Source organism: Dellaglioa sp. CoH-56-MRSF-10, from assembly GCF_056782175.1.
In genome coordinates this window covers 322287-345725 of the sequence record NZ_JBXAYF010000001.1, presented here as the reverse complement: position 1 = coordinate 345725, position 23439 = coordinate 322287, and the positions used below count along the sequence as shown (strand labels likewise).

At 35.5% G+C, this 23439-nt stretch carries 13 protein-coding genes; 5 read left to right on the top strand and 8 right to left on the bottom strand.

The window, feature by feature from the left end; all coding sequences use genetic code 11:
• Nucleotides 1-30 precede the first annotated feature (30 nt).
• Both AC1RP4_RS01585 and AC1RP4_RS01580 read left to right on the top strand, forming a co-directional pair.
• Entirely contained in the window at nt 31-2664 is a 2634-nt protein-coding gene (locus AC1RP4_RS01585; RefSeq protein ID WP_481760884.1) for a glycoside hydrolase family 38 N-terminal domain-containing protein, read from the top strand.
• A 34-nt stretch (nt 2665-2698) separates the two neighbouring features.
• Nucleotides 2699-3976: a glycoside hydrolase family 125 protein gene (locus tag AC1RP4_RS01580; protein WP_481760885.1), complete on the top strand. Its 1278-nt coding sequence runs from the start codon at nt 2699-2701 to the stop codon at nt 3974-3976.
• Between the two features lie 75 nt (nt 3977-4051).
• Here the strand turns inward: AC1RP4_RS01580 and AC1RP4_RS01575 are convergent, their stop codons facing one another.
• From AC1RP4_RS01575 to AC1RP4_RS01565, 3 genes are all read right to left on the bottom strand, one after another.
• The gene (locus tag AC1RP4_RS01575) at nt 4052-5473 is read right to left on the bottom strand and encodes an AcpB/EbpR/MafR family transcriptional regulator (RefSeq protein WP_481760886.1); all 1422 of its coding nucleotides are present in this window, start codon (nt 5471-5473) and stop codon (nt 4052-4054) included.
• Nucleotides 5474-5986: 513 nt separating this feature from the next.
• Nucleotides 5987-6298: a helix-turn-helix domain-containing protein gene (locus AC1RP4_RS01570; RefSeq protein WP_481760887.1), complete on the bottom strand. Its 312-nt coding sequence runs from the start codon at nt 6296-6298 to the stop codon at nt 5987-5989.
• Nucleotides 6299-6575: 277 nt separating this feature from the next.
• Complete coding sequence (locus AC1RP4_RS01565; protein WP_481760888.1) at nt 6576-7982, bottom strand: C69 family dipeptidase; 1407 nt, start codon at nt 7980-7982, stop codon at nt 6576-6578.
• A gap of 406 nt (nt 7983-8388) precedes the next feature.
• Here AC1RP4_RS01565 and AC1RP4_RS01560 point away from each other — a divergent pair, with 406 nt between their 5' ends.
• Genes AC1RP4_RS01560 through AC1RP4_RS01550 form a run of 3 tightly spaced genes read left to right on the top strand, consistent with a single transcriptional unit; the run spans nt 8389 to nt 13834 of the window.
• Nucleotides 8389-10251 carry a TerB N-terminal domain-containing protein gene (locus AC1RP4_RS01560; protein WP_481760889.1) on the top strand — a complete coding sequence of 621 codons (1863 nt, stop codon included), beginning with the start codon at nt 8389-8391 and terminating at the stop codon, nt 10249-10251.
• Entirely contained in the window at nt 10248-11579 is a 1332-nt protein-coding gene (locus AC1RP4_RS01555; RefSeq protein WP_481760890.1) for an ATP-binding protein, read from the top strand. Before AC1RP4_RS01560 ends, AC1RP4_RS01555 begins: the two co-directional genes overlap by 4 nt.
• 11 nt (nt 11580-11590) lie before the next feature.
• Nucleotides 11591-13834 (top strand): DEAD/DEAH box helicase, encoded by a 2244-nt coding sequence (locus tag AC1RP4_RS01550; protein ID WP_481760891.1) that lies wholly within the window; start codon nt 11591-11593, stop codon nt 13832-13834.
• A 406-nt stretch (nt 13835-14240) separates the two neighbouring features.
• On the opposite strand, the gene AC1RP4_RS01545 is transcribed toward AC1RP4_RS01550, so the two are convergent.
• From AC1RP4_RS01545 to AC1RP4_RS01525, 5 genes are all read right to left on the bottom strand, one after another.
• Nucleotides 14241-15365, bottom strand: a complete 1125-nt coding sequence (locus AC1RP4_RS01545; protein ID WP_481761137.1) for an MFS transporter — start codon at nt 15363-15365, stop codon at nt 14241-14243.
• Between the two features lie 349 nt (nt 15366-15714).
• A complete protein-coding gene (locus AC1RP4_RS01540) occupies nt 15715-17136 on the bottom strand; it encodes a carboxylesterase family protein (protein ID WP_481760892.1) in 1422 nt (473 codons plus the stop codon).
• A gap of 224 nt (nt 17137-17360) precedes the next feature.
• Entirely contained in the window at nt 17361-17789 is a 429-nt protein-coding gene (locus AC1RP4_RS01535) for a nuclear transport factor 2 family protein (RefSeq protein WP_481760893.1), read from the bottom strand.
• Complete coding sequence (locus tag AC1RP4_RS01530; protein ID WP_481760894.1) at nt 17786-17956, bottom strand: hypothetical protein; 171 nt, start codon at nt 17954-17956, stop codon at nt 17786-17788. Before AC1RP4_RS01530 ends, AC1RP4_RS01535 begins: the two co-directional genes overlap by 4 nt.
• Before the next feature lie 350 nt (nt 17957-18306).
• A complete protein-coding gene (locus AC1RP4_RS01525) occupies nt 18307-23256 on the bottom strand; it encodes a MucBP domain-containing protein (RefSeq protein ID WP_481760895.1) in 4950 nt (1649 codons plus the stop codon).
• Nucleotides 23257-23439: the final 183 nt, after the last annotated feature.

Here is a 23439-nt window from a genome sequence, read left to right as displayed (position 1 = left end):
TTTAATTCAAGAGAAGAAAGGGTGTTTCATTTGAAACAGATTCATGCAATCGCACATACTCATTGGGATTTTGAATGGTATTTTACACGTCAAGAGGCTCGAATTCAATTTGCCTTCCATATGGACGAAGCTTTTGAGGCATTATCTAAAAATGAACTAGATTATTATCTATTAGATGGACAGATGTCAATTATTGATGATTATCTAAATACAGCTCCAGAAAAAGAAGATCTTATCAAAAAATATGTTTCTATGGGTCGTTTACTCATTGGACCTTGGTATACTCAAATTGATGAAATGGTTACTTCTGGAGAATCTATTGTTCGCAATATCAGAATTGGATCAAAGCTAGCTGACAATTTAGGTGGCGTAATGAAAGTTGGGTATCTCCCAGATTCATTTGGACAAGGACAAGATATGCCAAAAATATATAATGGATTTGGTATTAATAGCACCGTTTTCTGGCGTGGGTTCCCTACAGAAAACGATTCCCGCTATTTTTACTGGACAAGTAATGACTCCTCCAAAGTTTTAGTTGCTAATATTAAAAATGGCTATTATGCAGGTGTAGATTTAGTTGAAAATGATAACTTTTTCGATTTAACGGAGAAAATCTCAACGAATACTACATCTGACAATCTTGTTTTACCAATTGGTGGCGACCAGCGAGCTATCGATCATAATTTAAAAGATAGACTTGCAACTGCTAATAGTGTTCTTTTACAATCTGATTCTGTTATTCAAGAAAGTACGTATCCAAAATTTTTTGATGCATTAGCTAAGGAGTCCAATTTACCATCATTTAATGGAGAATTCATTGATCCATCAGATTCTAAAATACATCGAGGAATCTATTCTTCTCGTTACGATTTAAAACAGCTTTACGATAAATTAGAACGGAGAATGACTTATGAAGTCGAGCCTTTAATGGCTATTGCTACACATCAGGGTATATCTGAAAAGCAAGGTTTAATTGATGATATTTGGAAGACTATTGCCCGTGGACAAGCTCATGATAGTTCCGGTGGCTGTAACAGTGATAAAACAAATCAAGATATCTTACATCGTGGAATTGTGGCAGATCAATTATCTCTTTCACTCAAAGATTATCTACTTCGTAAACTAAGTATTTCTATTTCAGATAAAAAACAATTAAATTTATTTGCTTGGAATCCACTTCCTTTACCAGTTAATGAAATTCGTGAATTCGAAGTTAGTACTTCTTTTGCTAATTTTAATCTTAAAACAATAGACGGCATTGATGTTCCTTTTGATATTATTTATCAAAAGGAAGAAAATGCAGCAGTTTTACGCCGTGATCAAACTGAAATGACTGATGATTTTTATTATATTACTAAAATTGCTTTTAAAACGATCATATCAGCTACAGATTGGACTGGCTACTGCATTCAGTCCGTCTCTGAAAACAACCCAGTAAATACATTAGAAGTATCTACTGATATTCAAAATGATTTCTACAAAATTTCTTTTGATGACGGGCAATTAAATCTTAAAACAAAGTTTGATAATCACTCATATTCTAATTTTATGACAATTGAAGATAGCGGTGATGAGGGTGATACGTATGACTACTCTCCTGCATTCAAAGATTGGTTATTAACTTTAGATTTTTCAAAATCTGATTCAATAACATTTAAATCAGGAAAATTATATCAAATTATGTCAATTACTGGTTCGTGGACCTTACCAATCAACTTAGAGGAGCGTGCACTAAAAACTAAAACTGGTCGATTAAATTATCAATTAACATTAACATTAACAAAAAATTCTAACGTTATTAAATTTAAGATGCACATTGATAATACTATTCTTGATCATCGTATGCGACTTATTTTAAATACACAATTAACGAATGTCGTTAGCTCGTTCGCAGATACCCCATTTGGTATCATTGAACGTCCTACTGAAGACAAACACCTTAAAGACTGGGAACAAATTGGTTATAAGGAAGAACCAACAAGTATGCGACCAATGATTCATTTCGCTAATTCACATAATAAAGAAGTAAGTTGGTCTTTTCTAACCTTAGGTACGAAAGATTTTCAATTAATTGATAAATCTTTTGATAAATTAGCGATTACATTGTTTAGAGGAGTAGGTTTCTTAGGACGTCCTGACTTAATGCGCCGTCCCTCAGATGCTTCAGGTCTACAAACAAAAATTGTATCAACTCCGGATAGTCAATTAAATAAAGAATTAATATTTGAAGGTGGGCTAGTTGTTGAAGCTGACTTCAAGCCTATTGAACTTCAAAATAAGCATCGCCAATTAAGTCAAAATGAACTTTTCTATCAAGATCAAATAATAAATCGCTTCTCAACACCTTTACAATATTTCATGATGAATCCAGCAAAGACTAACGTTAATCACAATTCAATTATGTCCGTTCAAAATTTAAAGGTCATTATGAGTAGTTTTTCAATATCAGATGATAAAACTGGATTTGAACTTCGTCTTTATAATCCAACTGATAACGTTATCAATCAACCTGGCAATCTCTCATTAAATACTACTTGTAACATTGCTGAACTCGATTTAAATGGTAAAGTTAGCCATTTCATTAATTCAAAAGTTACCACCGTTGATTTACTATCGTTTGGTCCAGGAGAAATTAGAACTTACGGTATCTTTCCAATTAAATAAGTAATTATGATAACTTACGATTTGAGGTATTTAAATGATAAATCAAGAAAAACTAATTAAACAAGTTACGGATTATTCAGAAACAATTTCACTTTCTTCAAAAAAATCTACTGCATTATTTCGTAATGTATTCATTGATACACTAACAAATACGGTTAAAGTACAAAATGATTCAGATATATTCATTGCTACAGGAGATATTCCTGCCATGTGGCTCAGAGATTCGACATTTCAGATACTACCTTATCTTTCACTAACAGATAAGATTCCAGAAATAACATATCTCATCCATGGCGTTATTAATCAACAACTTGCCTATATTAAACATGATCCTTATGCAAATGCATTTAACGAAACTAGTTCTGGTGCACACTACACAGTTGATAAATCAAATATTCCAATATCTGATCTCGTTTGGGAGAGAAAATTTGAAATTGATTCATTATGCGCCCCTATCCATTTGGCATCAGAACTTTATCAAAAATCTGGATATTCAAAACATTTAGACAGTAACTTTTGGCAAACTGTAAAGTTAATTGTGGATACCTTTATTACGGAACAACATCATGAAACTTCCGATTATATTTTTAATCGTTCTAATGGTCCCTCAACAGACACATTGAGTCATGGTGGTAAAGGTGCACCAATTGGGTATACAGGTATGGTTTGGAGTGGTTTCCGCCCAAGTGATGATGCCTGCTTATATGGTTATCATATTCCAGGTAATTGCTATATCATTTGTGTCCTAGATGAGTTGCTTACCTTATCTAAAACACAACCAGCTCCAGTCGAGCTACTTAAAAGAATAAGTCGTCTCCGATCTGAAGTTGAATCTGGAATTGAAAATTTTGGAATCGTATCAGCTCCAAATTCTAATGAAACTATTTTTGCCTATGAGGTTGATGGCTTAGGTAATATCAATTTAATGGACGATGCTAACGTACCTAGTCTATTATCTCTCCCATTTATTGGTTATATTTCACCTGATGACTCTATCTACCAAAAAACGCGTAAATTTATTCTGAGTGATCAAAATCCCTATTATTACTCGGGAAAATATTTAAAAGGGATTGGCAGTCCTCATACACCAAAGGAATATATTTGGCCGATTTCGTTAGCGATGGAGGGATTAACATCAAATAATCCGGAAATTATGCAAAATAATTTAGATATCATTAGTCAAACCGATGATGACACATTACAATGTCATGAAGGAATTAACGTTAATGACCCAAGTCAATTTACTAGAGACTGGTTTTCTTGGGCAAATATGACTTACTGTCAACTTGCTTTACGATATCTGAATATTTAATAATATAGTTAATTTAGAGTAGAGAAATCTACTCTTTTTTTAGGCTTATAACTAATTCAAATCAAAAAAATATTATCATTGAGTATGATAATATTTTTTAAGTATCTCTATTAATTCTTGTTCAACGCCAAGTACATCACTATCCGTCCCTAATCCAGTGATAATATATGTCTCCAGTGCTGAATTCAAATAATTTTTGCTCATAAAATTTGTAATAACTAAATCATAATTCTTAGTAGACTCGTAAACATCTATGTTGACTCGTAAATTAATATTTAATTCCCGACTGGCGTACATCATAAACATTTCCTTAACGCGCTCCTCAGTATTTAAATCCACACCTACCGTTAATAATTTTTCTTTTGCCAATAAACGCGCATTAAAAATTGACATAATCGTCTTGATAAATGAGTCACCATACCTTGAATAAAAGGCATACCATTCGGGATCGCCCTTCGATTCTTCAATCATTGCACTCATGGCATTTTTTACATTTTTAAGAACTAACTCATTATCTTTTCTAAGGCGATAATCTTCCATCATATCTGTACTAGCAGATTTTAAAACGCCGTGAAATAAAAAGGCTTCTGTACAAATTGGATATAAAGACTCACTTAAATCGCCTCCAGCAACCTGAATACCTAAGCTATTCTCAAAGCCATTTTCTAAAAATTCAACAGCTTGTTGCAATTTATTATTATTTTTACGATTAACGGCCACGAAATCATGGGCAACAAAGGTGCTCCATGGTACTGGCACAAAAGCCGTGGTCCAAGCGTAAAGTAGTGCACTTTCAAAATGAATATCAACTTTATGCTTAAACTCTTTAACAATTTCGCCAAATTCTTCTTCAACGCTATCGAACAAAGAATTATTTTTTATCATGTCTTCTAAAACAACTGAAATACTACGATTATCTTGATCGTTAACCATCATTCGTTGACTTGTTACTTTTAACCAAAGCTTTACTCTAACTAAACTACTATCATTCACATTAAAATCAAAATATTCCTCAAACCGTTGGATGACTGCCATAATAATGCCATTTTCACTTGATTGTTCGAATTTAAAATCAATTCCTAAAAACAATGAATAATAAAAAAAGCGAATTTGACTTTCGTTACCTAACATCACACCATGAGAAATTTTCACATGAAATTCTTCTAAAAGAGAATTTAATCGCTTAATCCTTCTAAAAATAGAAGCCTCACTGACATTTAATTTAGTATCTAGATTCTCAACTTTTGCATTACCTTTAGTATAAAAGGCCATTAAAATCTGATAATTTATCGATTTTTTTATATACCGATAAATCGTTTGATTAAAATTCATTTCGCCTTTACCTAATAATTGGACGTTATTTTTTGTAATAATCATGTAGGGTTCATCCCCGGAATTTAAATCTTTATCCAATTGTTGTAAAGCAACTTTTACAGCCGTTTCAGAAACATTTAATTGCTCACGTAATCGTTTTCTTGATAAACCAGTTTCGTTCAAAGCTAATATTTAAATAATTTCGCAAATTAGCCATTCTTGTTTATCGAGAATGTTTTTCTTGTACAAATGCTTACCTCCGAGTATTTCCAATCATTAACATAAATATTTTTTTGAGTTAAATTTTTATCCCCAATACCATACTTAAAAAATAACTTATTCCCCAGAATTATTATCCTCTTTATGTTAACATTTAACCTATTTCATGTCATTTTTTATTCTAATTTCTCTCCAAATACTAACGATATCTTATCTATCATTTAACTTGACATCTAAGTTAAATTAATTCAATTTCCTACTAAAATAACCCTTAACCAGGAAAGTTTCTTGGTTAAGATCTATTATTTGAAGATGACGATCTACCATGGACAATTCTAATTTATTACTATCCAATTTAAAGTTATCGAAAAATTTAAAACCTAAAATAATTGAAATTAATTTAACTAAAGAATACAAAGACAGAAAAATTGTGCATTCTATAAAAAAATAACATAATCCATTATTAATCATTATCATTTATAATTGAATAATTCTAAGAATTGATTTTGATAATTTCTCACGTTTCTCATCTGTTAACGTACTAAAATATTGTAATAATTCTAAAGTAGGTATATCCGAAAACTGTTGCCTACTAAAGAAGTCTGACAATTCCAATTCTAGCGCACTGGCAATATCAGATAATTTATTAATACTGATATTAGCAACGTCCCCTCGTTCAATTCTAGAAATCAAACTAATAGAAACGTTAGACTTTTCAGCAAGCTGCTCAATTGTTAGACTAAGTGCCTTACGTTTTTTTCGAATTAACTGACTTATCGTTTTAACCATTAACTTTCTCCAATCACGAATCTTATTTTACAATAAGTGAAATCAAAGAAAGCTTAAAGATTTTTAAAAACGTTAATTTTAGCAAAAAGCATATTATTATACTTGTTATCATTATAATAAGAATTATATAAACCATATTTAAGTGATCTAAATTTGATTTTTACTAGCATATGAAATGGTACCATATTACTCAAAAGTGCTGCCTAAATCTAGTAATTAAAATAATTGTTACAAAAAAAGTTATCAACTTAATGATAACTTTTCATTTTGTTTATAATTAATCGTTTAAGTTATAACGTAATTTCATTTGTTCGGAACCAGATATAACCATTTCACCTAACAATTGTGTTTGACGTTTTAATGATTCTGTAGCTAACTTATTATTCATTTCTTCTAAAAATGCTGTGATATTTGCTTGTGAACTAACTGCCTTATCAGCAACATTTTGAATTTCATGGTAAGCACTCATTGCTTCAAGTTCAAATGTATTTCGCATATCTACGTAGAAGTCATAATTCGTATCGCCCAACAATGCAGTTGTACAACTGAGCCAATACATATTATTTAAATCAAATTCACCTGTCGCATTTTTATATGATTCTGGTGTGTCATTAACGTTCGCATAGAATGGCACAATTGTATTAAACGTATTTGCACCATAAGCTAACCAGTGAATCCCAGCAATCTCATCAGGTACATCATTACGAACTTGTAATAAATGTACATTATGATTACGGTTAATCCCAATTGGACGGAATCGTGTTTTAATATCTTCTGGCGCACTACCATAAGGATCGTATTCCGTATTTTCAAAATGTGCACTCAAAACAAATTTAACATCTTCAATTGAAATTTTACGATTTGCATGACAAATGAAAGGTAAGTCTTGATCCATTGGATCTTGAATAATTTCAGGATTGAAATATTGTTGACCGTACCATGTACGGGGATTATTGTAGACCGTATCTTTAATTGATGCACTACCAAAGATATGACGTAAATTGTAACCCTCAAAATCAGGATTTAACTTATTATTATCAATTAAGACTTTTAAATCTTCAGAACAAAGTGTGTCTTCTGAATCAAAATCAAACATATCAATATTTCGACGGTTAGGTGCAACAACATAAGCGTCATCCGGAATACGAACAGCTGCCCAATGATGGCCACCGATTGTTTCAAGCCACCAAACACTATCATTATCGGAAAATGCGATACCATTTGGTTCATATGTGCCATGTGTTAAGAGTAAATCGCCTAAACGTTCAACCCCTTCTTTAGCACTATGAATATATGGTAAGACGAGCGTTACAAGATCTTCTTCACCAATTCCACCAGCAGCATAAGGATCAAGCCCTTGAATACGTGGATTACTTGTAATTGTTTCTGTAGCAGACATCGTTACATTATCACTATTGATACCCGCTGCAGGCCAAATTCCGTTTGTTAAAAGTGAGTTTGGAATTGAGGTATAACGCATTGGATTATCTGGTAATTCTACCTTTACACCACTAATAACAGATTGATAATTACGTGGTTGATCTTCAGGTTGTACAACAACAAAACGTTGTGGATCTAAAGCTTCATGCCCATCATCATTTCGAGAAATCATTGTTGAACCGTCGATTGAAGCATTTTTACCAACTAAAATTGATGTACAAGAACCTTGAACTCTTTTTGTCATTTTCCACACACTCCTTATTGATTTTATACTAATAGTATAGCGGTTTTAGCGGTAAATTAAAAGCAGTCTTAACCCCATTTTTGGCGTTAAGACTGGCTCTACAATTTCGTTGACTAAAACTAATTGAAAGCGGTGAAAGGTATGTCCCATACCTGTATTATACAAAATTTGCGCAAGACCTATAATTTGAATAATTTTGTCATAAAGATATTAAAATCATATGAAAAGGAAAATGATATTGACTGTGACGCTACGGTACATCATATACTGACGGTAGTATACATTTTAAATAACAAAAATTATTGATGAATTTAACTGTCCTAGTTGTTTATTCACCTATCTTTGCGTAAATATTTAGGACGTATGGCTACCAACCTTATAAATAACAGAATACTCTGGTGAAAACATGAATTTATCTGAATTAGTACTATACGCCAAGGAAAAATATAATATTATCGAACAATACAAATGGCCTAAATTCCCTAGTTTTTCGGTGTTGGTAGATCCCAGCACAAATAAATGGGTGGCTGTTTTGATGCGTCAAAAAAACGCTACTTCTGGTGATAATATCGAGCGTTGTGACATCAAATACGCACAGGAAATACCAACTGATATTTTACCGTCTTACCTTTCGTCACCTTTTCGAATGCGCGGTCCGAAGTGGTTAGGCGTCCATTTTGACGACAGCACAGACCCAGATGTTATATATCGTATTTTTGATAATGCACTTGAAAAGAACGAACAAAGCGGTAATACGATTGTTCTAAACGCCGAACCTGAACCTATACAACAGCAACAATACCACGCGGTTCCTCTGACGTTTAAGGGAATGACTTCTGATGTCAAAGAAAATAAAATTCCTGAAAAAATGATAAAAATGAGCCAACTCTATGCTTACGGTGATAACTCTTTCAAGCAAAAATGCCGGAATTTTTATGTCCAAGGACAATTTATGGCCGACTACGAAGATGTTTTCTCCTACAATGTCGACATACACCGCTACTTTACAACCTACCATGATCTTGGTTTGAAACAATTACGCGGCTATTTTAGTTGGCGAACAAACATCCGAAAAGGCATTTATAAAAAAATCACGACCTCACTTGCATACCTATATTTGTATGAGTTGGTTAATGGCATAGGCACATCATCCGTGATAGACAGCCTACAAAAAATAAAAGCATTTGAAATCAATTATCTGGACTCCGGTATTGGAGATAATCGTATACGCTTAAACAGCCATAAATGGTTGTTTGAACTAGCAGTAATAAATGGTATAGAACCAGACACGACGTATCAGTACGCTGATACCGAAAAATTACAAAGAGATAATGCAATCATGATTTTAGGTGATCCAGAAAAGCATGAAGACAAAGCAGTATTTGATGCGCTTTGTCTTTTTGGAAGACATAAAATTTTGGCATCAGCTGTCCTTAAAAAACATGAAAAACACGGCACACAGTTATTCGCTCAAGTGTGGCGAACAGCTATAAAAATGGATAATAACTTATTTTCTGCGTGCTTTGGCACAATACATTCTCATCTTTGGTACCCTCTAGGCAACGCCGTATATTACCAAGTAACGCCACAACAGCCACTTATATACAAGTTGAATGATATCCGAAAATATACCTACAAAGATAATGCGTGGTACGAACAGAGTTACCAAAAATTTAACTTTCATCAAGAAAAGTTAGATGGTCTTTTGCGTGAAACAGATCGTATGTTACGACTTTATTTAAAAACTGGTTATCCTTTAAAAGCACGAGATGCAGAAACCTGGGCAGCACCGTACGTTAAAACTGTCATTGCAGCTGACCGTGATTCTCGTTTGAAAGCAGATAAGCCTAAGGTTACCATTCAATTTTCAAATTTAGATAAAATTAGAAGCGATGCGTTTGAAACACGAGACAGTTTGTTAACTGACGAAGAAAAAGATACTTCTGAAAACGTATTACCAAAGCATAATAACATATTGCCATCCACTGAACAGACTGGCCTCGAAAAAATACCTGTTATTGATTCAGAGCCTACGCTGTCACTAAGCAAGACCCAGTTAGAATTATTAAGCTTATTAGTTCGAGGCGAATCTGTCACAGACATGATCCGTGATATGCATGGCATGCCTGAAGTGATTACCGACACGTTAAATGAAACGCTTTTTGATGACATCGGCGACTCAGCTCTACAATGTGACGGCGATACCATCTTTCTTATTGAAGACTATCGGGACGATTTAATTGAAATAATTAGGAGAAATATGAAATGACAAAACAAACTCAAAAAGTACCAAAGCGCATTGCACAAACAGTATTAAATTCCTTAAAGGGTGGTGTTGTCCCTAGAATTGGACTACCTTACGTTACGGTGGGTAGAAAAAATGAAATTCAGGCACTTTTACACGATGTCGATATCATATCAGAAGGCGGTGCATCTTTTCGCTTCGTTGTTGGTAGATATGGCTCAGGTAAAAGTTTTCTGATGCAAACGATTCGTAATTACGTGATGAACAGTGGCTTTATTGTTGTCGATGCAGATTTATCACCAGAACGACGTCTTCAAGGATCAAAAGGTCAAGGTCTTGCAACCTATCGCGAATTAATTAGTAATCTATCTACAAAAACAAAACCTGAAGGTGGTGCACTTAACTTAATTTTGGATCGTTGGATTAGCAGCGTTCAAACAAAAGCAGCCAGCGACAGTGGCCTAACCCCAGGTGATCCTCGGTTGACTGCGATGGTAGATCAAAATATTTACACAGTCACTTCCTCAGTCAGTGAACTTGTATACGGCTTTGAATTTGCTAAATTACTTTCTTCCTATTATCATGCCTATGTCAACGCCGACGATGAACTGAAAGCAAAAGTCATCCGCTGGTTCCGTGGGGAATATGCTTTAAAACGTGAAGCCAAAAAGGACTTAGATATTAATATTATTATTACAGATGATAATTGGTATGAATATTTAAAACTTTTCGCTGCTTTCTTTAGATTAGCTGGTTATTCTGGCATGCTAATTATGATTGACGAGCTGGTAAATATCTATAAGATTCCAAATAGTATCACGCGTCAATATAATTATGAAAAACTGTTAACGATGTACAATGACACACTGCAAGGTAAAGCTAAATATCTTGGTATCATCATGGGAACTACTCCACAAGCTATAGAAGATAAACGTCGCGGTGTTTATAGTTATGAGGCCCTGCGTTCTCGTCTAGCTGAAGGTAAGTTTTCAAAACCAGGCGCTAGAGATTTGTTGGCCCCGGTCATCAAGTTAGAACCATTAACAGCTGAAGAGATGCTAATTCTATGTGAAAAGTTGGCTATTATGCATGCAGATCTCTATAGTTATGAAAAAAAGATGACAGACGATAACCTCGCCACCTTTATCCGAATTGAATATGAACGCATCGGAGCAGATTTAAATATTACCCCACGCGAGATTATCCGTGATTTCATTGAGGTATTAGACATTTTATATCAAAATCCAAATCTATCCATTGACACAATATTTGATTCTGATGAGTTTTCTTATGCCAAATCAGAGGCTGTTTCTAACAAAGTGGCTGACAATTTTTCTGAATTTACAATTTGAGAGGTATTCACATGGATATATATAACCGATATGCGCCTTTTATTCAAGACTACATTTACCGGTCTGGCTGGCGAACCCTGCGCGCTGTTCAAAATGCGGCCGGAGATGCCATTTTTAACACAGATAAGAATGTTCTTTTAACGGCATCTACTGCTTCTGGGAAAACGGAAGCTGCTTTTTTCCCTATTCTAAGCCTACTTGATGAACAACCATCAAGCTCAGTTGGAGTACTGTATATTGCCCCCTTAAAGGCTTTGATCAATGACCAATTTGGTCGATTAAATGAGCTTTGTGAAGAAGCTGATATTCCAGTCACACGTTGGCATGGGGATGCCCCTCGAAGTCAAAAGCAAAAATTACTACGCAAACCAGCCGGTATTTTACAAATTACACCGGAGTCCTTAGAGGCTTTGATGATAAACAAGTCTATGGAAATCCCTGCCCTTTTTGGTGATTTACGCTTTATTGTCATTGATGAGATACATTCACTTTTACGTTCGGATCGTGGTGGACAAACCTTTTCGCTAATTGAACGCCTCTGTCGACTATCGGGCAGTAATCCAAGACGAATAGGATTATCAGCTACAATCGGAAATCCAAAAGCAGCGGGTAAATTTCTTGCCGCAGGTAGTGGCAGAGAAACTATCATCCCAAAGTTTGACGGTGGAAAAGAAGTATGGCGACTGTCAATCGAACACTTTTTTAATTCAGAACCACAAGCTAACGAGACGATAAATAGCGTGATAACAGCCCCACCTACCTCTGCTTTAGAACCTGCCACAGATAAAGCTCCAAAGGCAGCAAATCCAGGTATAGGCTATATTTTTGAACATACACGTGGCAAAAAATGCCTCATTTTTACTAACTCGCGAGAAGAGTGTGAATTAGTCTGTCAAAATTTACGGCAGTACTGTGAAGTCAACAACGAACCGGATCGTTTTCTTATTCATCACGGAAACCTTTCAACAGCCTATCGAGAAAGTGCTGAAGAAGCCATGAAAGATGCTGATTCTCTCATGAGCGTCTGTGCCACCGCAACACTAGAACTTGGTATCGACATTGGTAGACTAGAACGCGCCTTTCAGCTAGATGCACCATTTACGGTTTCCGGATTTTTACAGCGTATGGGCAGAACCGGCAGAAGAGGTGACCCTTCTGAAATGTGGTTTGTTATGCGCGAAGACCACCCAGAAGCTCGTGCTATGCTACCAGATTTGGTGCCCTGGTACCTTATTCAGGGTATCGCTCTCGTACAATTATATATCGAAGAACGTTTTGTAGAACCACCCAAAACAGACAAATTGCCTTTTTCCCTGCTTTATCACCAAACAATGAGTACATTGGCATCATCTGGCGAAATGACACTTGCTGAACTTGCTTCACGCGTCCTAACGCTTTCTGCTTTTCATCGAATTAATCAAGAGGACTTCGGAACTTTACTGCGTCATCTGATCACAATCGATCATATCAATCGTACCGAAAATGGCGGTGTAATTGTTGGTCTTGCTGGTGAACGTATTGTTAACAACTACAAATTTTATGGGGTCTTTCAAGAAAACATCGAATATACAGTCCGTGCAGGATCAGAAGAGTTAGGTACAATTGTCAAGCCACCACCAGTCAGTGACAAGATTGCCATAGCAGGACGTGTATGGGTTGTCGATGAAGTTGATCACAAACGTCGTGAGGTATACTGTACGCTCGTTAAAGGTAACAAACCAGCCTACTTTGGAGATGTCGCTGGGGATATTCACACCAGAATCCTAGAACGTATGCACGATGTCCTTGCAGAGCAAAAAGACTATTCCTACTTAATGCCACAAGCTAGAGGCCGTCTAGCAGAAGCCAGAGAAACGTTTAAAAAGGCAGAAATGGCTAATCGTCCACTGGTTCATCTTGGTGGCAAAATGTGGGCATTGTTTCCATGGCTTGGCAGTTACGCGTTCCTTGCGCTTGAGCGGTTTCTGAAAATCCGTTGTGGTAAACGTCTTGGGTTGAAAGGCATGAATTCATCACGACCATATTACCTACAATTTACCATGTCTGTCAGTGAAGCAGAATTTTATAAAATCGTAGCAGAAGAAGCAGCTACCGATTTTGATCCTTTGGCATTGGTATATGAAAAAGAAGTGCCTGTTTTTGAAAAATATGATGAATATGTACCAGAAGAATTAATTCGTAAAGGATTTGCAAACGGTATCTTAGATCTCAAAGGAATGCAAAATCGCGTGCTTAGTTGGCAAAAACATCTCTAAACAGAGATTCTAAAGTATCAATGTGATAATAAACTAATTAGTTATCTACTTCAACAACGCTACTAAATCATCCGGCACATGACGTGGTCCTCTGATAGAGGTCGCGCCATGTTTTTTTAATTTCTCTAAGGTAAATGCTTGCTCATCATACGTTGTTATCAAATGTAAATGCATCATATACTTCATCGAAATATGCTTATCATGATGCGGATAAGCATCCTTGGCTTTGACAACTAAACATTTATAAATGATCGCTTAAATTGGCGCCGTAACAGACACACAAACAACATCATTTTCTTTAATATATATGTATAAAAAAGAAGGCTCGCATTACGAGCCTTCTTTTTTTGAAAACTTGAAAGTTTCCGAGACTATTCAAATTAAGTTCATCACATTTTTCCTAGTACTAATCATGTCTAATCGCACTGTTCAAATTCTTATGATTAAAAAAATAGATACTAAAAGCTACTGGAACAATTAAAATCATAACTGGAAAAAGTAATTTTATTGGTAAAATATTTGTAATAATGCCACCTAGAATTGGTCCTAAAGACATTCCTATGTCACTCCCCAAATAGTAAGTTGCAGTAGCCAGCCCCTGTTCTTGCAAAGGCGCTAATAATAGAGCTGTAGACTGGCAAACAGAAACCATTGTTCCAAACCCAATGGCCATCAAAGCCGCAGCTAACGCCATCTCTAAATTGTTATGCATTATGGTTAAGAAAAAAAGATAGCCCACAGTCACAATCATACAGATATAAAACCAAACACCAAAGGGAATACTGTCAAAATAGTTTTTTAATAAAATTCGACTAAAAATCAAAACAATTGAATAAATTACAAAAAATAAGCTAACAGTAATATTTAGATTACTTGCTCGAACATACATTACAATGTCAGCCTGGACCGCAAAATATGGAATAGAAATTAAAGCAAAAATTGATGCAACTGGTAATGCACTTCGTTGAATCAGCTTAAAATGTGTCGCTTCCTTACGAACGAAAGATGGCATGGCTCGATTATCAATAAACTGAATTGTGATTACCACGGCAATCGCACTGACAGCGGCCAAAAGAAAAATCATTTTATACCCTACTTTTTGATATATCTCAAGTGACAAAACTGGGGCAACTGCCATAGAAAGAGCGTTTACCAACCCATAATACCCCATCGCCGCACCAACACGTTGGCGCGGCACCAAGAAAGCCAACCAGGTTGCCAAGCATACAGTGCATAAGACAAAACCAACCCCATTAATGACTCTAAAAAAGAATAACCAAGCAGTATTAAAAGAAAACATATATCCAAAATCACTAATGGCACATAGAATACCACCAATAAATGTTAACCCATATTTTGATATTTTATCGGTAAGATTTCCAGCAATAGGTCTTAAAAATAATGAAGTAATACTCATAATACCAACAATTAAACCTGCTAGAGTACTAGTAATACCTAAATGTGTAACATAGCCACTGATTAACGGATTTACCGACTGAATACTAAATTGATAGAAAAAAGTGGCTATCATTACATAAATAACGTCTTTAGAAATAAATGTTTTTCGGTCCAAGTCCTTGTATCTCCCTTTATTCGTTCTAAGTCCAAGAAAATCCTCAAATGTTTCACAATAATATATAGTTTTCTCCACCAATTATTCAGAAATGCAAAATCTATAATTAATCCGAACAAAATTTAAAAGGTCAAAAAATTATGTCTTGCTATCAAAAACAATCACCGCTAGTTTTAGCTTTCGGTCGTCTGCGGAAGCGAGAAGCCAACACATCTTTAAACTGTTGTCATACTTGTTATCTCCAAAAAACACCAATTTGAGTCAGCTAGCCAACAATGAATTGACCTCCACTTTTTGCTATAAACTATTAAGGACGGTCTATTCCTTTAAATATTTCAAGAATATCCAAACTATGTTCTGTAGCATTATAAGGCATGTTTCCAATTCCTTTAGCACTTATTTTATCTACTTTAACAGCGTCCCAAGTAAGATCGGAATGACCTTCCGCCATATCTAATAACGTGTCTTTAATATAATTGTCCCGATCAATTTGTTCTTGACTGGCATTAGGGCTAATCTGTCCAACAATGCCGTACATCTCTGTTCCATGGACAGCGACTTCCGCTCCTTTGACAGGTGCAACAACTAACACATGTGATGTTCCACCTGCATTAGCATGAGCCACTGCTCCACGAATTTGAGGTAATGTAAAGGATAAATGCGTTAATAATAATCCCCTTACCTCTACAGGCTTCAAAGTATCATCAGCAAAGGAATTGATTACTTGCTGGGCTCTAGATAAAGGAATACGCATACTGTGGGCAAATTGCTCTGTAAGCCTGTCAAGGGTCACTGGATCAAAATCTTTTGTCCGATTTAAGACCCAATAAAAAGTTTCTTCTGTGGTACTACTAAATAGAATATCTACATCTTTGTGTTTCCCAGATTCAAGAACATGCATCGGGTGATCAGCTATAACCCCATTTATTAGTTGACTATCGTCAGTAACAGCTATCACATCATTGTCAATGCCATGTGGAGTACCCGGATCAGGTGATTGAGTTGCATTCATTGCTTCAGCTAATTCATAAGCATCGACCTGTAATAAGTGCTCTGGATTATTAACACAGTCAAAATGTTTTAACACTTTTAGAGCACGCTCTTGCGCCACCCATTGAGGCACTAATCGAGAAGGCATACCAGAAAAAGCTGCTAAATGATGATAAAGATTGTCAGCACTAGGCGCTGATAATAGTTCTAATGATGAAAAAGCACCTGCACTATGTCCCGTAACTGTGACATTATTAGCATCACCGCCAAAATAAGCAATATTTTTTTGAATCCATTTAAGAGCCGTTATTATATCTTTAAGACCAAGGTTAGTTGCATCTTTTAATTTACCACCATACTGTGCTAGTGATAACCAACCAAACGGTCCAAGGCGATAATTAATAGAAACGCCTATCACACGACCAGTACTAGCTAGTCCTGATACGTCAGAAACTGCTTGTGTATTTGATCCTAACACCCAGCCACCACCAAAAATATAAACAACAACTGGTAATGGTTCCTCCCCCATGTCTTCAGGGGCCCAAATATTAAGGTTTAGACAATCTTCGCTAAGTCCGCTAACGGCTCCCAGCCAACTTGTATCGCCAGCCTGCAAAGGTGCTGGTCCATACTTAACATACTGCTTTGTTTCATCAAAAGGAACCAACTCTGGTTCAGCAAATCTTTCAGCTTTGGCATAGGGAACGCCTAACCAACTGTGTACTTTATGTGTCGTCATTTCTATCTACTCCAATTTAAATTATTTATGTTATCTGACTGATTATTCCGATTTGTATTAATAATTATTCTTGTAAAACTTTTTCGCAACATCAAGGTCAATGCGAAGCAAACTCTATTTTGTCGGCATTCTTTTGTAAATCACTAATTGTGTATATTTTGTGCCTTCAAAATAGTTAAGAGAACTGTTTCAGTATATCGTGAATAAAGGTTAACTTCACCTTTTTAAACAATACTTTTAGCTTTACCAAAATCCATATCCATTGGTCGAATAAATGACCAAGTTGAGTGGATTACTTTCCAGCCATCTTCTTCTTTTTGATAAACTTCAATACAATTGTATTGCATATCAATCAACGTCGTTTTTGCATATAGTTGATATGTTAAAACAGCCATATCATCGACTGCTTGCACTCGTGGATATTCAAAATCGTAACTGTCAGCAAATAGTTTTCCTTCAACATTAGCTAAAACTGATTCTTTTATGTCTTCATAACTATCAACACGTCTTTTAACAGCACCGTCAAAATACGAAAACTGTTTTTGTGACCAAATATTTAGGTAACCCGAAGTGTCCCCTTTGAACCACTTATCCAACGCACCCTTTTCTAGTGCAATAATCTCTTCATTTAATTTGTTATTTGTATTAATCATTTTTTCTCCTTATTTATAAATTGGTCAGATTTCATGCCATAGCGATGTGCCTCTTGAATATCTCCCAGTTTGAATACCTTTTCAAGGTCTCTACTGAACCCCCCATCATGATAAAAACCTGCTGATCTTTTTTTAATTGACTTTTTTTGAAGTGGCATAAGCTTCATCAACAGCCTCAATAATTAGTACTTGCGGTATATTATCAACATAGACTATCTCGTTACGTCACAGTCAACCAAAAAGCATTAATTGAATCCGCTTAAGTATATTGACTATCCTTAAGCGTAACAGGTTACAATTTTTAAGAATAATTCCCGCGTTAACATTATTCTTCATTTTGATACCATTTATTGGTGTTGGCAACATTTACACGACCGAATTATGTTTGAATTCTCTTTGAAAATAAAAAAAGAAAGACCAATTCGAAAATGAATTGGTCTTTCCAAAATTTACCCACCAACACTCGTTGACATAGGGGTCTTAAGACTTCTTCTACTCATTCTATAATCTTAGAATTTTACTTTTTAGCCTTTTTTGATTTTTTTCTACCTATCATAAAGATAACTGATGTTGCGAGTAATGCAGCACCTAATAACGTTACCAAAAGACTTGTTGCCTCATTTGTTTGAGGAAGATTTCCTGTATCACTCTTTGTATTATTTGCTTTGCTTACTGTATTTGAGTGAGTGTTTCCTTCAGGAACATCCGTCAACGTTTCTGTTGTTGTATTTCCTTTTGAATTATCTGTTGGTGGTGTTACCGGCGGTGTCACTACTGTTTTATCTTCATCTTTAACATAAACATACGTGACTGTTTGTGCCGTATCCGTGAAGATACCTTTAGCATTACTTGGCGCCTCTTTCAACATCCAACCTGAAAGTTGTTTCTCTTTAGATGTATATGCGTCACCAATCTTACCAGAGAATGTTACTGAAGCTGATAATTCATTACCATCTTTATCAACATATTTTACAGTGACATCTTTAGCAGCTGATCTCGTATAAACATACGTAACTGTTTGAGTCTTATCTGTAAATGTTCCTTCTGCATTTTTAGGAGTCGTTTTAACATTCCAACCTGCAATACGTTTAGCAGTTGTCTTGTATGAATCTCCTAATTTACCAGAAAGATTATCTGGTGTTGCTAGCTCGTTGCCTTTTTCATCTACATACTTAACTGTTACAGCTTCAGCATCTGTTTTTTCATACACATACGTAACTGTTTGGGCTTTATCCGTAAATGTTCCGTTGGCGTTACTTGGCGTTTCTTTTAACGTCCAACCTACTAATTCCTTAGCGGTTGTCTTGTAGTCAGCGTCAATTTTACCAGATAAAACATCTGATGTTGCTAACTCGTTACCTTTTCCATCTACATATTTGACCGTCACATCAGCTGCATCTGCTTTTTCATACACATACGTAACCGTTTGTGCAGCATCTGTGAATATTCCTTGTGCATTCTTTGGTACTTCTTTTAACGTCCAACCTGATAATACTTTGGCATCAGTTGTATAAGCATCCCCAACTTTTCCTGAAAGCGTATCAGCTTTAGTTAAATCATTCCCACTTCCATCAACATATCTAACTGTAACAGGGACAGCATCTGCTTTTTCATACACATACTTAACTGTCTGAGCTTTATCCGTAAATACTCCCGTTGCGTTTTCAGGTATTTCTTTTAATGTCCATCCTGAAATATTTTTAGCGGTTGTACTATATGGATTTGATACTTTTCCTGAAAGCACATCTGATTTAGCTAATTCATTTCCGTCTACATCAACGTATTTAACCGTGATATCAGCTGCATCCGCTTTTTCATACACATATGTGACTGTTTGTGCGGTCTCTGTAAATGTCCCACTTGCATTCGTTGGTGTTTCTTTCAACGTCCATCCTGAAATATTTTTAGCAGTTGTACTGTATGGATTTGATACTTTTCCTGAAAGTACATCTGATGTTGCTAATTCTTTTCCATCTGCATCGACATACTTAACTGTAACGTCAGCCGCATCCGCTCTTTCGTAGACATATGTGACTGTTTGTTTATCAGCAGTAAACTTACCACTTGCGTTACTTGGTGTTTCTTTCAATGTCCATCCTGAAATAACAGCAGCATCTGATGTATAAACATCACCAAAATCACCAGTAAGTTCTTTTGAATCAGCTACCGATTTACCATTTTCATCGACATATTTAACAGTCACTGGTGCAGAAGTTTTCTTATAAACATAGTTAACTGTTACTGCATCAGCCCCAAACTTACCAGAAACGTTACCTTCTACTTTTACAAAGTCGTAACCTGAAATCTCTTTTTGAGTTGTCGTATATGGATCATCGAAGTACCCACTTTGGACAACATCATCAGCAAGTTTATTACCATCTACATCTACATAATTTGCAGTAACATCAGCGCTAGCACGAATTAATTGTGTGCCTATTGCACCAGTTTCAACAACTTGCAACTTGTTAATTGCGATACCAAAACTGTTGTAAGCACCACGTGTTTCTTGAACAGCGCGTGACACTTTCGTTGTTTCAGCTGGTTTATTACTAATTAATGTTGAATCTGAAATTTCAGATTCTTTAGGCGCAACTAGATCAAATGATAATGTAACTCCCTTACCTTGGGCCCATTCAACTCCGTCATTAAGCGTAATTTTGTATGAATGAATGGTTGACCAATCAGCTACTTTATCAGCTGTTACCCAAGTTGCATCTTCAGCCCCAGTTGGGTCAACAATTTTAGCCGTTCCTGCTGGATAATTTGTATTCTTATCTAATATACCGGCACGTTTAGGATTTTTAGATGTACTATATAAAACAGTCATCTTATTTTCCCATGCACTTGGTAAAGTAATGGCCCCATCTAATTTCATTTCATAAGCCGAATTACGTGCTGCACCATCGGTAATATTTGAATCTCCGACAGATGGTAAAACATCTAAGAACTGCATTGATGTAATTTTATCATCTGTATTATTTGTTAATGTTGCTTGATAAGTGGCTTTTTTGCCGACTGTAACATTACCTAAATCGCCAAACTTATCATCTTTATCACCTTTAATACTTGCATCAACATCAATATTTGATTCTTGATTTAACACATATGAATTACCTGTTTTAATAATTGGTGTGTCTGTTTTACCATCTTTATCAATATCATCTGTATCAACAGATTTTACTGTATCCGTTAAAAGTGGTTCATCACCTGTCGGTTTCACAGCTGTATAATCAGTATCACCAATTGTTCCTGTCATGTTAAATGTCATATTAGGTGTCGCATCTTTTGAAATATTAATTTTAAATTGACCATTAAGGAATTTACCGGCTACTAATTTGTCGCCATTCATTGTTACTTTAACGAGTTGTCTTCCAGTACCTTTGTAATCCTTATCATATAATTCAGCGCTATAGTTCGTTGAAGCAACGCTTTCTTTGAACGTTACACCTGTTGGTAATAGCACATAACTCAGATAAGGTCCTGATAAAGGTGAAATTGATGCCTTATTATTTTCTATTGAAGTTAAGACAGTATTTTCACCTTCATTAACTGTACTTCCGACTGTATTTAGTAAACTAACTGAAGCTTTAACAACTTTTGTTTCACCGGTTGTTTTTGCTGCGACTTCAACGTGACGAGGCGCAATTCGATCTGTATAAACCTGACCATTTTCACCCTTAAATGCCTCTGCCCATGGGTTAGATGTGTAATCAACATATCGAGCTGCTTCAAAACCTGTTTCATCAGGTGCCTGAACGCCATAGAAAGTCATATCCATTTTATTAGTTATTTGACCAGTGAATCCTTTATCAATCGTTGCGTTAACTTTCATCCCGCTATTATACAATCCAGCTGGAGCCATTTTAACGGTTTTTTTACTTTCTGGATCATAGGTTGCAGATGCAGCTATGTCTCTATTTGCTGGAACTTTTGTTATCTTCTCATCATGGAACCACAGCCAAATATTAGCCACTTTTTTCCCATCCGGAATACCTAACTGAGCACGTGTGTAATTGGCGTTAGTCTTCATATCCATATTGAGTAATGTCCAGTTATCATCAACTTTTCCATCTGTTTCGTATTTTACCAACATAGCAAATGGTACTTTAGCTTTTGTTGGTGAAAAAGTTGGTAAATTATTGTTTGGCATGTAATAAAAATTACCCGTTGTAAAACTATCAAGATTTAAATGCGTATCCACATCATAATAAATATTATAATAAGAAAATCCAATATAAGGTGATGTCGCATTTTGTGAGGATAATGTTAATCCATAACTTAGATAAGCATCATCGTTAACTGTCACATCCGGGTCAATTAATGTAGCTGATGCCACGCCACCGTTTCCATCTTTTGGTCCTAAATGATTAGTTGGAAATGCTGATCCACCAGGAATTGGAATTGGAACTTCCTTAGGATCATTGGGCATAACCATAACCGTTGATTTAATTGGTGCTGTACTATTTACACTACCATCAAGGAAAGTTGCTGTTGAACTCACTGTATTCGTTATCTGTGAATAATAGGCAGCCTTGTCAGTTACTTTTGCTTGGATAGTCACATTTTTTTCAAAGAAATCAGTCACAGCTGCTTTTTGTTCAGCGTAACTTGGTGCTGTATATTCCCAGGTTAATGTTCTACCATCTGTACTGACACTCGGTTCTTGTGCGCCATCTTTTACACCATAGTAGTCTATTCCAGCGCCTAATTTATAGGTCACGTTAACTTTAGAACCTTCTTTAACATACAGTGCGCCTAATTCCTTTTTCGGCGCACTAACCCCTACACCATAGTTTACAATATCGCCACGATTAGGATTATTATATGTTTGTCCTTCAATACTAGTAACTTTATTTGTCATAGCATAATTATTATTTGCTGTTATATTAATTGAAGTTTTAGAATCATAGCTTTTATTTTCGCCATTCTGATCCGTTCCAGTAAATGTTGCTGCTGTGTCTAATTTTGTATTAGGCATAATTGCGCCATTTGCTGTTCCTATTTTTATAATTACTTTATTTGCTGTTCTTGCATTAAGCGTATCAAAATGATAATTCAATACACCTTTATCTTTATCATAAATTGGTGTGACGCCCGCAATTTTAAGTTCTGATAAATCTTGCGTAAATGTCATATTTTCATTTAAATTACTTGGTAACGTAACCTTTATATCGGCATTGGTAAATGAGGTGTTCTTACCTGAAATTTTAAAATATAAATTAAAATTAGCCAATTGGCCAGCTTCAATCGTATCTTTCTGTGCTTCAACTGTAAGATCCGTATTTGTATCTCCAGTACGAGTCATACCTGTCTCTGCTTTTGTCGCTTTTTTAGCAGTTGACGCCGTAGCTGCTTTTGAAGATGACGTTTCTGTCGTTGGATTAAGGTCCTGCGCAAACACAGAAGATAATGGTAATTGCGTGAACAACGTTATCATTGTTGTTGCGATAGTTAGCCCCTTTTTCATTTGTCATGCCCCCTTGTAAGTAATAACCTATTAAATAATATGCCGCCCCCGGCACAAATTAATTGTAACATCACAACAATCTTATGTAAACGTTTACGGCTTGCACTATTTAATCGTCTTTCCAAAAAAATAAAAGGGCATCGAAATCCTATTAAAAATGGATTTTAATGCCCTTTTATACTA

What these genes read in the sequence shown, in the direction of transcription:
- AC1RP4_RS01525 (WP_481760895.1), bottom strand. Translation starts at nt 23,256, where the DNA reads ATGAAAAAGGGGCTAACTATCGCAACAACAATGATAACGTTGTTCACG.
- AC1RP4_RS01560 (WP_481760889.1), top strand. Translation starts at nt 8,389, where the DNA reads ATGAATTTATCTGAATTAGTACTATACGCCAAGGAAAAATATAATATT.
- AC1RP4_RS01535 (WP_481760893.1), bottom strand. Translation starts at nt 17,789, where the DNA reads ATGATTAATACAAATAACAAATTAAATGAAGAGATTATTGCACTAGAA.
- AC1RP4_RS01570 (WP_481760887.1), bottom strand. Translation starts at nt 6,298, where the DNA reads ATGGTTAAAACGATAAGTCAGTTAATTCGAAAAAAACGTAAGGCACTT.
- AC1RP4_RS01565 (WP_481760888.1), bottom strand. Translation starts at nt 7,982, where the DNA reads ATGACAAAAAGAGTTCAAGGTTCTTGTACATCAATTTTAGTTGGTAAA.
- AC1RP4_RS01545 (WP_481761137.1), bottom strand. Translation starts at nt 15,365, where the DNA reads ATGATAGCCACTTTTTTCTATCAATTTAGTATTCAGTCGGTAAATCCG.
- AC1RP4_RS01550 (WP_481760891.1), top strand. Translation starts at nt 11,591, where the DNA reads ATGGATATATATAACCGATATGCGCCTTTTATTCAAGACTACATTTAC.
- AC1RP4_RS01540 (WP_481760892.1), bottom strand. Translation starts at nt 17,136, where the DNA reads ATGACGACACATAAAGTACACAGTTGGTTAGGCGTTCCCTATGCCAAA.
- AC1RP4_RS01530 (WP_481760894.1), bottom strand. Translation starts at nt 17,956, where the DNA reads ATGAAGCTTATGCCACTTCAAAAAAAGTCAATTAAAAAAAGATCAGCA.
- AC1RP4_RS01555 (WP_481760890.1), top strand. Translation starts at nt 10,248, where the DNA reads ATGACAAAACAAACTCAAAAAGTACCAAAGCGCATTGCACAAACAGTA.
- AC1RP4_RS01580 (WP_481760885.1), top strand. Translation starts at nt 2,699, where the DNA reads ATGATAAATCAAGAAAAACTAATTAAACAAGTTACGGATTATTCAGAA.